The sequence below is a fragment of the Thermocatellispora tengchongensis genome, assembly GCF_014202315.1.
Taxonomy (GTDB): domain Bacteria; phylum Actinomycetota; class Actinomycetes; order Streptosporangiales; family Streptosporangiaceae; genus Thermocatellispora; species Thermocatellispora tengchongensis.
This window is the reverse complement of sequence record NZ_JACHGN010000026.1, coordinates 74,950-88,143: the sequence shown is the minus strand read 5'-3', so window position 1 is coordinate 88,143 and position 13,194 is coordinate 74,950. Positions and strand designations below refer to the sequence as shown.

Here is a 13,194-nt window from a genome sequence, read left to right as displayed (position 1 = left end):
TATCGTCACCGTTGAGCGGCCCGTGCGGGCCGGCGAAGGAGGGTACGTGAGCGGCCTCGGCCCCCGCGCGGTCCTGGTGCCCGACCTGGGTGACGAGCTGGCCCATGTGGTGGCCGGGCTGGAGGAGTTGCTGGTCGCGCTGCGCACGGCCGAGCAGGACGGCGCGACGCTGCCCGGCCCGCTGGCGCGCGGGGCCGCGCTGGGGGCGCTGCGCCGGTTATGGCGGGCGGTCGGCCCGACGCAGGGGCGGCGCGCGGCCGAGGCGTGGCTCGCCGGGCGGGTGTACGGCCCCGGCGGCCGGGTCGAGCACGTCCCGCTGCGTCTGGTGGACGTCGATCCGGTGGACGTGGCGATGCTGTCGTCGGCCGCCGCGGTGCTCGGGAGCGCCGCACGAGGCGGGGGCGTGATGCGAGGCGGGGGCGGGGTGCGAGGCGGGGAAGTGGTGCGCGCGGCGCTGGAGTCGGGGGGCAGGGGGCTGCCCGGCACCGCGCTGGTCGCCGCCGCCGCCGCGCTCAGCGGCCTGCTGGACCTGGCCGACACGGCCGAGTCGATCCTGCTGCGCGAGTGCCTGGCGGCGGCCGGGCCCGGGGCCGACGTGGTGCTCACCCCGGCGCAGGAGCAGGCGTACCTGGCCACGGTGGCGCGGCTGAACACGATGTGGGCCCACGGCTCGGCGTGCTGACCCGCGGGGCCGGTAGCATTTCTCCCCGTTCGTGACGGGGGCCGGGCCGGGAGGTGGGGTGGACGCCGCGAGCGGCGCGCTGCGGCGGTCGGTCCGCCTGGCCGACGTCGTCATGCTCGGCGCGGGCACGGCCATGGGCGCCTCGGTGTTCACCGTCCTGGGGCCCGCCGCCGGGGCGGGCGGCGGCGGCCTGCCGGTGGCGGTGGCGCTGGCCGCCGCGCCGATGGCGGTGTTCGGCCTGGTCTACGGGTTCATGGCCTCGGCGGTGCCCCGCACCGGCGCCTCGTACGAGTGGCAGCACGCCTTCGTGCACCCGCGCGCGGCCTTCGCGATCTCGTGGCTGCGCGTCCTGGGCAGCGTGGCGATCATGGTGCTTATGGCCCGGGTGCTGGCCGACCACGCCGCGGCGCTGTGGCCCGGCCTGCCGGACTGGCCGGTGATGGGGGGCCTGCTCCTGCTGGTCTACGCGCTGAACCACTTCGGGGTCGCGGTCGCGGCGAGGGCGCAGACGGTGATGATGCTCCTGCTCCTCGCGGCGTTCGCGGTCTTCGTGGCCGCCGGGGCGCCCCGGCTCGGCGCGGGCCCGTCCGGCCCGGCCTTCCCGGGCTGGGAGCCGGTCCTGGCCGCCCTGCCGCTGCTGGTCACCCTGTACCTGGGCATCGAGGGCGCCACCGAGGTGGGGGAGGAGGTGGCCGACGCCCGCCGGTCGGTGCCGCTGGGGCTCGTCCTGGCCCTCGTCCTGGCGCTGGGCGTCTACCTGGCCGTCGCCGTCACGGCGCTGGCCGCGGTGGGGCCGGCGGCGCTGGCGGCGAGCGACGCCCCGTTGGTGACGGCCGCGGAGGCGGCCCTGGGCCCGCACGGCGCGCCGCTGATCGCCGGGGCGGCGGCGCTGGCGCTGGTCAAGTCGGTCAACGCGACGTTCCTGATCTTCAGCAGGTACCTGTTCGCGATGGGCCGCGCCGGGGCGCTGCCGGCCGCCCTGGGCCGGGTCCACCCGCGCTGGGGCACGCCGCACGTGGCCACCGCGACCGCCTTCGCCGCCGCGTCGCTGGGCCTGCTGCTGTCGCGGGAGGTCCTGCCGCTGCTGCTCGCGGTCAACGTCCCGGCGATGCTGAAGTACGGCGGCACCTGCCTGGCGGCGCTGAACGTCGCGCGCTCGCACCCGGACGTGCACGCGCGGGCCCGGCTGCGCCTGCCCCGGCCGTGGCTGGCCGCGCCGGCGGTCCTCGGCATGGCCGCGGCGGCGGCCATCGCCGTGCTGGGCCTGGTCGCCGACTGGCGCCCGTACGCCGTCTGCGCGGCCTGGACGGCCGCGGGGCTCGCCTACCATGGGGCTCGCGAACGACGTCTTCGCAGGTCGGAGCGGTAAGTAAAAATAACTTCCAGAGCTGTCTCCAGCGATGGAAATTATTGACGCTCCTTGGAACGCCCCCGTAGTGTCCAGGCAATCGGGAACCAGGAGCAGCCCATGAAGCGACTCGCGACGTTCGCGGCTCTGATGGCGATCGTCACCGCGACCGCCACCGCCTGCGGCGGCGCCGCGGCCACCGACGCCGGCGCCGAGGTGGACGTCTACACCACGATCGACGGCACCAAGCAGATCAACGCCAGCGCGCCGATCAACCCCTTCAACCCCGTCGGCTCGGTCTTCACCGGCTACAACGGGATGGCGCTCGCCTGGGCCAGGAACCACCCCACCGACCCCAACCGGTTCTACCCGGCCCTCGCGCGGAGCTGGACCCAGAGCCCCGACGGCGCGCAGGTGGACATCCACCTCCAGCCCGAGGCCCGGTGGTCCGACGGCAAGCCGGTGACCAGCGAGGACGTCAGGGTCTCGATCGGGCTCGCCTACACCCAGGGCGGCACGGCGTACGCGCTCGACCCCAAGGCGGCGGGCGCGGCGGCCGACGTGCGGGTGCTGGACGCCAAGACCATCAGGGTCACGCAGGGCGCCAACCGCAGCGCCGCCTTCCTGGCCAACCTGCTGTCCACCGTCGTGGTGCCCGCGCACGTCTACGGCGCGCTGCTGCCCCGCGGCTTCTGGGACACGCTCAAGGTGGCCCAGCACGACCGCGGCCCCGCCGGCGAGCGGGCCAAGGCCGTGATCACCGGGCTGGCCGACAAGGTCATCGCCTTCAGCCCGGAGCAGGACGTCTCGGCCGGGCCGTTCGTGCTGGAGCGGGTCAACCCGGGCGCCGCGCTCCTGCGGCGCAACCCCTACTTCTACAACAGCCGCGCCATCGGCCCCGACAAGGTCAAGGTGCTCAACTACACCGGCAACGAGCAGATCTGGAACTACCTCATCTCCGGGCAGCTCGACAACGCGCCGTTCACCTCGGTGCCCGCCGCCGTGATGGAGCGCATCCGCGGGGCGCGCGGCAGCCAGGTCATCACCGGCTACTCCCCGGTGGCGACCTCCCTGGCCTTCAACCAGTCGCACAAGCCGTACGACAACGTGCACGTGCGCCGGGCGCTGGCGTACCTGATCGACCGGGAGCAGGTGACCAGGATCGCCGCGCCCGAGGGCGGCACGCCGGCGGCCACCACGTCCGGCATCCACGCCAAGGCGGCCCGCGCCTGGCTCGGCGACGGCTTCGCCGAGCTCGAACCGTACCGGCTGGACCCGGCCAAGGCCGCGGCCGAGCTGCGGGCGGCGGGCATGAAGCTGCGCGACGGCAGGTGGACGATGCCCGACGGGTCGCCGTGGAAGGTGGAGATCCACGTGCCCGCCTCGTTCTCCGACTGGGTCTCGGCGGCCAAGTCGATCAGCAGCGGGCTCGGCGACCACGGCATCGACGCGACCGTGCTGACCGCCGCCGACTACAGCCTCTACCTCAGCGAGCTGGCCAAGGGCGAGTACGACCTCGGCTTCTGGCTGATCGGCCTGGGGCCCTCGCCGTACAACATCTTCCAGCGGCTGTTCGGCCAGGCCAACGGCTGGCAGATGTTCGGCGGCAGGCTCACCCACGTGCCGCCGGGCACCGGCGGCAACTGGATGGGCGGGCCCCGGACCGTCGAGGTCGCCGGCGAAGGACTCGTCGATCCCGGCGAGCTGACCAGCCGGCTCAACTACGTCTCGCCCGGCGAGCAGCGCCGGATCGTCGGCGTGCTGGCGCGGATCGCCAACGAGCAGCTTCCCGCCGTCCAGTTGTGGGACTACGTCAACACCCAGTTCGTCAACACCTCCCGCTACACGGGCTTCCCGCCGGACGACAGCGAGATGCTGCGGCTGTCGTCGGGCGTGTGGATGCAGCTCGGCATGATCAGAAAGAGGCAGCCGTGACCCGAGCAACCGCGAACCGCGCGGGCGCCCTGGCACGCCGGGTGGCGGGCCACGTGGCCCGCGGCCTGGTGATGATCTGGCTGGTCGCCACGATCAGCTTCGTGATCATCAGGGAGATCCCCGGTGACCCCGTGCTGGCCATGTACGAGAGCATGCTGCAGAAGGGCATGTCCCCCGACCAGGCCGAGCGCGCCACCGCCGTGCTGTACGGCTTCCTGCCCAAGGGCAGCCTGTGGGAGCAGTACACCGGCTACATGGGCTCGCTGCTCCACTTCGACCTGGGGCGCTCGCTGAGCACCCCCGGCGTGGAGGTGACCAGCCTGATCGGCTCGGCGGCCTCCTGGACCGTGCTGCCGGTGCTGGCGGGCACGCTGCTCAGCTTCCTGCTCGGCGTGACCATGGGCGTGTACGCCGCGGTCCGGCGCTCCGGCAGGCTCGGCGACCTGCTCGCCCTGTCCGGCTCGCTGCTGCACGGCGTCCCCGTGTACGTCATCGGCCTGCTGCTCACCGCGATCTTCGCCACGCTGTGGCCGATCCTGCCCTCCGGCGGCCCGGTGGACGTGGAGTTCACCCCCGGCCTGAACGCCGGATACCTCGGCTCGCTGGTACGGCACGCGGTGCTGCCGGTCGTGACGTACACGCTGGCGAGCTACGGCGGCTGGATCCTGGCGATGAAGTCGAACGTCGTGACCGTGCTCGGCGACGACTTCATCCTGGCCGCCGAGCTGCGCGGGCTGCGGCGCGGCATCGTGTTCCGCTACCTCGCCAGGAACGCGATCCTGCCGCTGTTCACGATCCTGGCCCTGTCGATCGGCATGCTGTTCGGCGGCTCGATCTTCATCGAGGAGATCTTCAACTACCCCGGCCTCGGGCTGCTGCTCGTCAACAGCATCAGCTCGCGCGACTACGCCCTGATGGGCGGCACCTTCCTGGTGATCACGATCGGCATCGTCGTGGCCAACATCGTCGCCGACCTGCTCTACAGCGTGATCGACCCCCGAGTGAGAAGCGGAGGCACCGCATGACCGTCACCGCGTTGCCCGGCGCAGCCGGAAGGAGCCGCCGGGCCACCCTGCGGCGCAACTTCTGGCGCGGCGTGTGGCGGGTGCTGCGGCGCAAGCCGAGCCGCATGGCCGGCGTCGCCATCTGCGCCCTGTTCGCGGTCATGGGCGTGGCCGGGCCGCTGCTCTACCCCGCCCACCTGCCGCGTGACGACGACGCGCTGTACGCCCCGCCGAGCCTCAGCCACCCGTTCGGCACCGACTTCGAGGGCACCGACGTGCTCGCGCTCGTCGTCACCGGCTCCCGCTACGTGCTGCTCACCGGCCTGGCCACCGCGGTCATCACGGTCGCGCTCGGCACCGCCGTCGGGCTGTTCGCCGGGTTCCGGCGCGGCTGGCAGGACACCCTGCTGATGCGCCTCACGGACCTCAACCTGGCCATCCCCGGGCTGCCGCTGCTGCTGGTGCTGTCCACGGTGTGGAAGTTCGAGAGCCCGCTGGAGATGGGCCTGGTGCTCGGCCTGCTCGGGTGGGGCGGCATCGCCCGCGCCGTGCGCTCCCAGACGCTCTCGCTGCGCGAGCGCGGCTTCATCGAGGCGGCCCGCGGCCTGGGCCTGCCGACCACCCACATCATCGGCCGCGAGCTGCTGCCGTCCATGGCCCCCTACATCGCGATGAACATGCTGATCGCGGTGACCGGCGCGGTCTACGCGCAGGTGGGCCTGTTCTTCCTGGGCGTGCTGCCGTTCGAGGCCAACAACTGGGGCGTGATGCTCAACCTGGCCGTCTTCAGCGGCGGCGCGCTGACCACCCCGGCGGCGCTGCCGTACCTGCTGGCGCCCCTGCTCGCGATCCTGCTGCTCACGCTGGGCATCGTGCTCGTCGTGGACGCGATGGACGAGATCTTCAACCCCCGGCTGCGGGAGGAGTAGCCCCCATGGAACGACACCTCACGGCGCCGGGCGTGCGCATCCGCGGCCTCACCGTCGTCTACAACACCCCCTCCGGCGAGCTGCCCGCCGTCTCCGGCGTGGACCTCACCCTCGCCCCGGGTACGATCACCGGCGTGGTCGGCGAGTCGGGCTCCGGCAAGTCCACCCTCGCGCTGTCGATGCTGAACGCGGTCCAGCCGCCCGGGCGCATCAGCGCGGGCAGCGTAGAGATCGACGGCCTCGGCGACGTCGTACGGCTGCGCGGGGAGGAGCTGCGCCGCACCCGCGGGCGCAAGGTCGGCTACGTCTTCCAGGCGGCGCAGAACTCCCTCAACCCCCTCAAGACGATCGGCGCGCAACTGCTCGACCTGGGCCGCTCGCACGACGTGGGCGACCTGCGCGCGCTGGTGCGCGACGCCAGGGAGCTGCTGGGCCGCATGGGCATGGACGGCGCGCGCGTGCTGGACTCCCGCCAGCACGAGCTGTCGGGCGGCATGCGCCAGCGCGTGGGCATCATGTTCGCGCTGGTGCTCGACGCCCGGGTCGTCGTCCTGGACGAGCCCACCACCGCCCTGGACATGATCACCCAGGCGACCATCCTGCGCATCATCCGTGAGGTTCACGACGAGCGTGCGCTGACCACGCTGGTCATCACGCACGACGTCGGCGCGGTCGCCGAGGTGGCCGACGACCTGGCCGTCATGTACGGCGGGCGCGTGGTCGAGCACGGCCCGGTCGCCGAGGTGCTGGGCGCGCCGGAGCACCCGTACACGCGGGGCCTGATCCGGGCGATCCCCCGCCTGTCCGGAGACCTCGGCCTGGCGCGGGCGCTGCCCGGACGCCCGCCCACGCTGGGCACGCTGCCCGCCGCGGGCTGCGTGTTCCGCGAGCGCTGCGAGAGCAGCCTGGACCTGTGCCGCACCGCCGAGCCGGTCCCCGCCGCCCGCGCCGGGCGCACGGTCGCCTGCCATCTCCCCGGCCCGCACGCGGTGCCGGTGAAGCGGAAGGAGTACGCGTGATCACGGGAACCGCGATCACCAAGACGTTCCGGCAGCGCGGCGGCGTGCTCGGGCACCGCGAGGTCCCCGCGCTGCGCGGGGTGGACTTCGCCATCGAGCGCGGCGGCGCGGTCTGTTTCATCGGCGAGTCGGGCTGCGGCAAGACCACGCTCGGCCGGATCATCGCCGGCCTGGAGACCTGCGACTCCGGCGAGATCGTCATCGACGGCACCCCGATGTCGGGGCTGAGCCCGCGCCGCCGCCGGCCGTACTTCCGCCGGGTGCAGATGATCCACCAGGACCCGTACTCGGCGCTCAACCCCACCCGCACCATCCACCAGACCCTGCGGGCGCCGCTCGCGCTGCGCGCCCGCCAGACCGGGCGGCCCAAGCCGTGGATCGACGCGCGCGCCGAGGAACTGCTCGCCCTGGTGGGCATCGACCCCGGATACGTCCTGCCGCGCTACCCGCACCAGCTCTCCGGCGGCATGCGGCAGCGCGTCGTCATCGCACGGGCCCTCACCATGGACCCCGAGGCACTGGTCGCCGACGAGGCCGTCTCCATGATCGACGTCTCGCTGCGGCTGGGCATCCTGGCCCTGCTGCGGCGGCTGCGCGAGCAGCTCGGCGTGGGCGTGCTGTTCATCACCCACGACATCGCCACCGCCAGGTACATCGGCGACGAGAGCGAGCTGTACGTCCTGTACCGCGGCCAGGTCGTCGAGCACGGCCCGACCGAGACGGTGATCAACGAGCCGGTCCACCCGTACACGCAGTCGCTGCTGTCGGCGACCCCGGTCCTGCACGGCCTGGAGCGGCCCGGCCCCGACCGCATCGTGCCGACCGAGGCGCTGGACGAGCGGCACGGCGACGCGGGGTGCCTGTTCGCCCGCCGCTGTCCGCTCGCCACCGAGCGGTGCGAGCGGGACCGGCCGGTCCTCGGGCACGACCCGGCGTACCCGACCACGCAGCGCCACGCCTGCTTCCACCCCCGCCGCCGCCAGGTGATCCCGCTGGCGGCCGGAGCATGACCGGCCCGGACTCCATACGGCCGGTGCCGGTGGACGCCCGCGTGGAGGAGCTGGCCGCGGCGGCGCTGTGGGCCGACTCCGACGACGCGCCGCTCCTGGCGCGGCGGCTGGCGACCCCACCCCCGGGACGCCGGTGGACCGCCCTGGCCGCCCCCGGCCTCGACGGCGTCGTGCTCGCCTCGACCGCCCCCGGCGGCATCGGGCACATCGACCTGATCGCGGTACGCCCCGACGCCCGAGGCCGCGGCGTCGGGCGCGCGCTGGTCGGGGCCGCGGAGGAGTGGCTGCGCGGCGAGGGCGCCACCGAGGCCCGCTTCGCCGGCAACCCGCCCTGCTACGCCTGGCCCGGGATCGACGTGCGCTACACCCCCGCGGTGTGCCTGGCCGAGAGCCTGGGCTACGAGCGCTACCGCATCGCCTGGAACATGACCGCCGACACCGGAGCCCGCCCCGGCGAGGACGCCGCCGACTTCCGGCGGCTCGCCGCGGCCGGGGTCACCCTGCACGCCGCCTCGCCCGGCGAGCGCGCCGCCGTGGCCGCGTTCGCCCGCGAGCACTGGAACGACGCCTGGGCCTGGGAGGCCCAGCAGGCCACGGGCTGCCACTACGCCGCGCGCGACGGCCGCATCATCGGCTTCGCCGCCTGGGGCTCCCGGCCGTACTGGTTCGGGCCGATGGGCACCGCCGAGGAGGCCCGGGGCCTGGGCGTCGGCCGGGTGCTGCTCCGCCGGTGCCTGGCCGACCTGGCCGCCGCCGGACGGCGCAGCGCCCAGATCGGCTGGGTCGGCCCCGTCCGCTTCTACGCCCGCGCCGTCGGCGCCCGGATCGAACGCGTCTTCTGGCTCTACCGCCGTCCCCTCGGCTGACCGCGTCAACCCCGACCACGCGAAGGAACCATGACCGAATCACTCGCCGCTCTCGCCACCGAGCAGAGCGACCCCCGCTACAGCCGCATCGACACGCTCTCCACGCTGGAGATCGCCCGGCTGATGAACGCGGCCGACGCGGCCGTGCCCGCCGCGGTCGCGCGGGCCGTGCCCGCCATCGCCGCCGCGATCGACGGCATCGCGGCGCGGGTCGCCGCGGGCGGGCGGCTGCTCTACGTCGGCGCCGGCACGTCCGGGCGGCTGGCGGTGCTGGACGCCTCGGAGTGCCCGCCCACCTTCGGCACCGACCCCGAGACCGTGCAGGGCGTCATCGCGGGCGGCGAGGCCGCGCTCACCAGGTCGGTCGAGGGCGCCGAGGACGACGCGGAAGCGGGGGAGGCGGTCATCGCGGCCAAGCGGGTCGGCCCGGCGGACTCCGTCGTCGGCATCTCGGCCAGCGGGCGGGCGCCGTACGTCGTCGCGGCGGTGCGCGAGGCCCGGCGGCGCGGGGCGCTGACGGTCGGCCTGGCCTGCAACGCGGGTACGCCGCTCGCCGCCGCCGCGGCCCACGCCGTCGAGGTGATCGTCGGGCCCGAGGTCGTCACCGGCTCGACCCGGCTCAAGGCCGGCACGGCGCAGAAGCTCGTGCTCAACATGATCTCCACGATCACGATGGTCAGGTGCGGCCGCACCTACGGCAACCACATGATCGAGGTGTCCGCGAGCAACGCCAAGCTGGCGGACAGGGCCGCGCGCATCGTCGCCGACATCACCGGCACCGGGCAGGCCGCCGCCCGCCGGGCGCTCGCCGCCGCGGGCCACGACGTCAAGACCGCCGTGGTGATGATCCGGCACGGTCTCGACCCCGACGCGGCCCGCGCCCTGCTCGCCGACCGGGGCGGATGGCTCGGCACCGCACTGGGACGCGACGGAGATGCCTGAACCCCCCGCCCCGGCCCCGATCCCGGACCCGGCCCCGATCCCGGACCCGGCCCCGATCCAGGACCCGGACCCCACCCAGGACCCTGACCCGACCCAGGACCCTGACCCCCCTCGGGACCCGGCCCCGACCCAGGACCCGGACCCGATCCCGGATCTGGATGGTCTGCCCGATCTCGGCGCGATCCTGCGCGCGGCCGTGCCGGGCGTCGCCGCCGCGGCCGTCGCGCTGATCGCGGTGGACGGCCGTCCGGTGGCCGCCGCCGCGGAGGGGGAGCTGGCCCGCTACGCCGGAGCGTCCGGCGACCTGCTGCCCGCCCGTCCCCCGGCGGCCCCCGACTCGGTGTTCGACCTCGCCTCGCTCACCAAGCTGTTCACCGCGGCGGTGCTGTCGTCGCTGTCCGAGGACGGCCGCCTCCGCCTGGACGATCCGGTGGCGGCCTGGCTGCCCGCGCACTACGGCGACCGGCCGGAGGTGACCGTGCGGCACCTCCTCACCCACACCTCCGGCCTGCCCGCCGAGCACCGGGTGGACGCCGAACCCCCCGAGGCCCGGTGGGAGGCGATCCTGGCCACCCCCCTGGACGCCCGCCCCGGCAGCCGCCACCTCTACTCCGACGTGGGCATGATCGTCGCCGGCCGGGTCGCCGAGCTGGCCGGGGAGGCGCCCCTGGACGTCCTGGTGACCGAGCGGGTCACCGGGCCCCTCGGCATGGCCGACACCGGGTACCGGCCGCGGGCGGCCCTGCTGCCGCGCATCGCCGCGACCGAGGACATGCCCGGCAGGCCGGGGGCGGGCTGCGTCCGCGGCGAGGTGCACGACGAGACGGCGTACGCGCTGGGCGGCGTCGCCGGGCACGCGGGACTGTTCGGCACGGCCCCCGACCTGCTCCGCTTCGGCGAGATGCTGCGCACCGGCGAGGGCGGGGCGCTCACGCCCGCGTCGATCGCCGAGATGACCCGCGACCAGGGCGCGCCCGCCGCCGGGTACGGCCAGGGCCTCGCGATCCGCATCGGCGACCCGTCGGTCGCCGGCCCGCTCGCCGGGGCCCTCGGGCACACCGGCTTCACCGGCACCTCCCTGCTGGTGTCCCCGGCCCGCCGCCTGACCGCCGTGCTGCTGACCAACAGCGTCCACCCCCGCCGGGGCCGTCCGGGCATCGCGAGGCTGCGTACGGCGGTCGCCCGGCTGTGCCTGCGCCTCACCGGCGGCTGAGCACGCCGGGCGGGGGCGCCCCGTCTGAGGGACCCGGATCTGGGTAGGCGGAGGGGACGCGCCCACACGAGGAGGGAACATGCGCTCCTCCATCAGCCTGGGCCGGATCGGCGGGGTGCCGGTCGGGCTCAACATCAGCGTCCTGTTCATCGTCGCGATCCTGGTCGCCGGCCTCGCCTTCGGCCGCTTCCCGGTCGCCTTCCCCGGCCACTCCGTCGCGCTCTACCTGCTGGCCGCGGTGGTCACCGCGGTGCTGTTCCTGGGCTCGCTGCTCGCCCACGAGCTGGCCCACGCCTTCGTGGCCAGGCGCGACGGGATCGAGGTCGAGGGCATCACGCTGTGGCTGCTCGGCGGGGTGGCCCAGTTGCGCGGGCAGGCCCGCACGCCGGGCGCCGACCTGCGCATCGCCGCCGTCGGCCCGGCGGCCAGCGTGGCCGTCGCCGCCGGGTCGGCCCTGATCGCCTGGCTCTCGGCGGCGGCCGGGGGACCGGCCCTGCTGACCGGGATGTTCGCCTACCTGGCCGGGGTCAACGTGCTGCTGGCCGTGTTCAACCTGATCCCGGCCGCCCCGCTGGACGGCGGCCGGGTGCTGCGCGCGGCCCTGTGGTCGCGGTGGGGCGACCAGGTCCGGGCCGCGGTCACGGCCGCGCGGGCGGGCCGGATCTTCGGGTACGTCCTCATCGCGCTGGGCTTCGCGCAGTTCCTCGTCGGCCTGGGGTTCCAGGGCCTGTGGCTGGCCCTGATCGGCCTGTTCCTGGTCAACGCGGCCACCGCCGAGGAGCAGCAGGCCCGGCTCGGCTCCGCGCTGCACGGCGTACGGGTGGGCGACGTCATGTCGCCGCACCCCGTGGTGGCCCATCCGGACGAGACCGTCGCCGGCCTGATCGACCGGGTGGTGATGCGGGCGCGGCTGTCCACGTACCCGCTGGTGGACGAGCGCGGCGCGTTCGCCGGGCTGGTGACGCTCAACCGGCTGCGCGAGGTGCCCGCCGACCGCCGGGCGGCGACGCGGCTGCGCGAGATCGCCTGCCCGCCCGGCGAGGTGCCCTCGGCCCGTCCCGACGAGGCCCTGACGGACCTGCTGGCCCGCATGAACGGCGCCGCCGACGGCCGCGCCGTCGTCCTCGACGCCGCCGGGCACCTTGAGGGCCTGGTCACGCCGAGCGACATCAGCCGCGCGGTGCAGACCGCCGGCCTGCGTCCCGCCGGGCCGTACACGTCGCACTTCGGCGCCGACCTCGCCGCCCACCCGCACGGCGGCCGGCACACGCCCGGCCGGGCGGCCTGATCCCTAGGACAGCCAGGTGGCGGTGGGCCAGGTCTCGCGGTGCCAGGCGCTGTCCCAGAACATCCACTCGTACTCGGTCGCCTTGAGGAACGCGGCGGCCATGGCCTCGCGGGTGGCGCGGCCGGCGCCCGCGGCCAGGCGGTCGGCGATCGACCTGGCCTGCTCGACCGAGGCGGCGAACTCCGGGTCGGAGTAGGTGTCGATCCAGGTGCGGTACGGGTGGTCCGGCGCCTCCGCCGTGCGCTCCAGCAGCGCCGTCCCGACGTCCTGGTAGACCCAGAAGCACGGCAGCACCGCGGCGACGACCACGGGGTACGGCGCCGACAGCGCCGTGGCCTGGAGGTAGGAGGAGTAGGCGAGGCAGGACGGCGAGGTGGGCACGGCCGCCGCGTCCTCGGGCGTCACGCCGAACTCGGCCAGGTAGCCGGTGTGCAGGGCCCGCTCGACGACGAGCGCGGTGTGCGCGCTCTGGGCGAAGAACGCCGCGTCGGACGAGTCGGTGGCCCGCACCGAGGCCGTGGCCAGCACCTTGGAGAACGCCTCCAGATAACGGCCGTCCTGAACCATGTAGAACGCGAACCGCTCGCCGTCGAGCGTGCCCGCGCCCAGCGCGGCGTTGAACGGGTGCTCATGGATCGCGGCCACCAGCTTGGCGGCGCGCGCCCACACCTCGGCGCAGAACTCGGGGCCTGGGGTCTCTCGGGCGGTCTCGCGCACGGCGACGTCCCTTCGCTAGTCCGAACTAGATCAGGTTCTACGGGTGTGATCTCAGCCCGGCGCTCCGGGCACCCCGCGTCGCCCCAAACGGTAACAGAGCCCGCTGCGCCCTTTTACCGGGTGGTGCGGGAGCGCGCGCTGCTAGGCTGAGCCCGCCCCGGCCCCACCGGCGTTCTGGAGGCATGCGTCGTCCAGGCGGGCACGCGCGCCCGTCGCCATCGTCTGCCGCACGGGATCACGT

At 74.7% G+C, this 13,194-nt stretch carries 12 protein-coding genes and 1 riboswitch; of the genes, 11 read left to right on the top strand and 1 reads right to left on the bottom strand.

The genetic code is table 11. The features are described from left to right. Positions 1–46: 46 nt before the first annotated feature. From HNP84_RS42685 to HNP84_RS42635, 11 genes are all read left to right on the top strand, one after another. Positions 47–682 carry a hypothetical protein gene (locus HNP84_RS42685; RefSeq protein WP_185055794.1) on the top strand — a complete coding sequence of 212 codons (636 nt, stop codon included), beginning with the start codon at positions 47–49 and terminating at the stop codon, positions 680–682. Positions 683–740: 58 nt separating this feature from the next. After that, the gene (locus HNP84_RS42680) at positions 741–2,051 is read left to right on the top strand and encodes an APC family permease (RefSeq protein ID WP_185055793.1); all 1,311 of its coding nucleotides are present in this window, start codon (positions 741–743) and stop codon (positions 2,049–2,051) included. 99 nt (positions 2,052–2,150) lie between these two features. Beyond that, a complete protein-coding gene (locus tag HNP84_RS42675; protein ID WP_185055792.1) occupies positions 2,151–3,965 on the top strand; it encodes an ABC transporter substrate-binding protein in 1,815 nt (604 codons plus the stop codon). Then, entirely contained in the window at positions 3,962–4,990 is a 1,029-nt protein-coding gene (locus tag HNP84_RS42670; protein ID WP_312926947.1) for an ABC transporter permease, read from the top strand. Before HNP84_RS42675 ends, HNP84_RS42670 begins: the two co-directional genes overlap by 4 nt. Further along, entirely contained in the window at positions 4,987–5,898 is a 912-nt protein-coding gene (locus HNP84_RS42665) for an ABC transporter permease (RefSeq protein WP_185055791.1), read from the top strand. The genes HNP84_RS42670 and HNP84_RS42665 overlap by 4 nt, the downstream gene beginning before the upstream one ends. A 5-nt stretch (positions 5,899–5,903) precedes the next feature. Then, positions 5,904–6,917 carry an ABC transporter ATP-binding protein gene (locus HNP84_RS42660; RefSeq protein ID WP_185055790.1) on the top strand — a complete coding sequence of 338 codons (1,014 nt, stop codon included), beginning with the start codon at positions 5,904–5,906 and terminating at the stop codon, positions 6,915–6,917. Then, positions 6,914–7,927 carry an ABC transporter ATP-binding protein gene (locus HNP84_RS42655; protein ID WP_185055789.1) on the top strand — a complete coding sequence of 338 codons (1,014 nt, stop codon included), beginning with the start codon at positions 6,914–6,916 and terminating at the stop codon, positions 7,925–7,927. Before HNP84_RS42660 ends, HNP84_RS42655 begins: the two co-directional genes overlap by 4 nt. Beyond that, positions 7,924–8,793, top strand: coding sequence for a GNAT family N-acetyltransferase (locus tag HNP84_RS42650; RefSeq protein ID WP_185055788.1), 870 nt, complete (start codon positions 7,924–7,926; stop codon positions 8,791–8,793). The genes HNP84_RS42655 and HNP84_RS42650 overlap by 4 nt, the downstream gene beginning before the upstream one ends. 30 nt (positions 8,794–8,823) lie before the next feature. Then, on the top strand, positions 8,824–9,735 hold the full coding sequence (murQ, locus tag HNP84_RS42645) for an N-acetylmuramic acid 6-phosphate etherase (RefSeq protein WP_185055787.1): 912 nt from the start codon (positions 8,824–8,826) through the stop codon (positions 9,733–9,735). Then, positions 9,728–10,948: a serine hydrolase domain-containing protein gene (locus HNP84_RS42640; RefSeq protein ID WP_185055786.1), complete on the top strand. Its 1,221-nt coding sequence runs from the start codon at positions 9,728–9,730 to the stop codon at positions 10,946–10,948. The genes murQ and HNP84_RS42640 overlap by 8 nt, the downstream gene beginning before the upstream one ends. 79 nt (positions 10,949–11,027) lie before the next feature. Continuing rightward, positions 11,028–12,236 (top strand): site-2 protease family protein, encoded by a 1,209-nt coding sequence (locus tag HNP84_RS42635; protein ID WP_185055785.1) that lies wholly within the window; start codon positions 11,028–11,030, stop codon positions 12,234–12,236. A gap of 3 nt (positions 12,237–12,239) precedes the next feature. Here HNP84_RS42635 and HNP84_RS42630 read toward each other — a convergent pair whose 3' ends face one another. After that, positions 12,240–12,953, bottom strand: coding sequence for a TenA family protein (locus HNP84_RS42630; RefSeq protein ID WP_185055784.1), 714 nt, complete (start codon positions 12,951–12,953; stop codon positions 12,240–12,242). Further along, a riboswitch (TPP riboswitch) is annotated at positions 12,944–13,039 on the bottom strand. It overlaps the preceding gene by 10 nt. Positions 13,040–13,194 lie beyond the last annotated feature (155 nt).

Coding starts and splice junctions, on each gene's coding strand:
- HNP84_RS42660 (WP_185055790.1), top strand. CDS start 5,904: ATGGAACGACACCTCACGGCGCCGGGCGTGCGCATCCGCGGCCTCACC.
- HNP84_RS42675 (WP_185055792.1), top strand. CDS start 2,151: ATGAAGCGACTCGCGACGTTCGCGGCTCTGATGGCGATCGTCACCGCG.
- HNP84_RS42650 (WP_185055788.1), top strand. CDS start 7,924: ATGACCGGCCCGGACTCCATACGGCCGGTGCCGGTGGACGCCCGCGTG.
- HNP84_RS42665 (WP_185055791.1), top strand. CDS start 4,987: ATGACCGTCACCGCGTTGCCCGGCGCAGCCGGAAGGAGCCGCCGGGCC.
- HNP84_RS42635 (WP_185055785.1), top strand. CDS start 11,028: ATGCGCTCCTCCATCAGCCTGGGCCGGATCGGCGGGGTGCCGGTCGGG.
- murQ (WP_185055787.1), top strand. CDS start 8,824: ATGACCGAATCACTCGCCGCTCTCGCCACCGAGCAGAGCGACCCCCGC.
- HNP84_RS42640 (WP_185055786.1), top strand. CDS start 9,728: ATGCCTGAACCCCCCGCCCCGGCCCCGATCCCGGACCCGGCCCCGATC.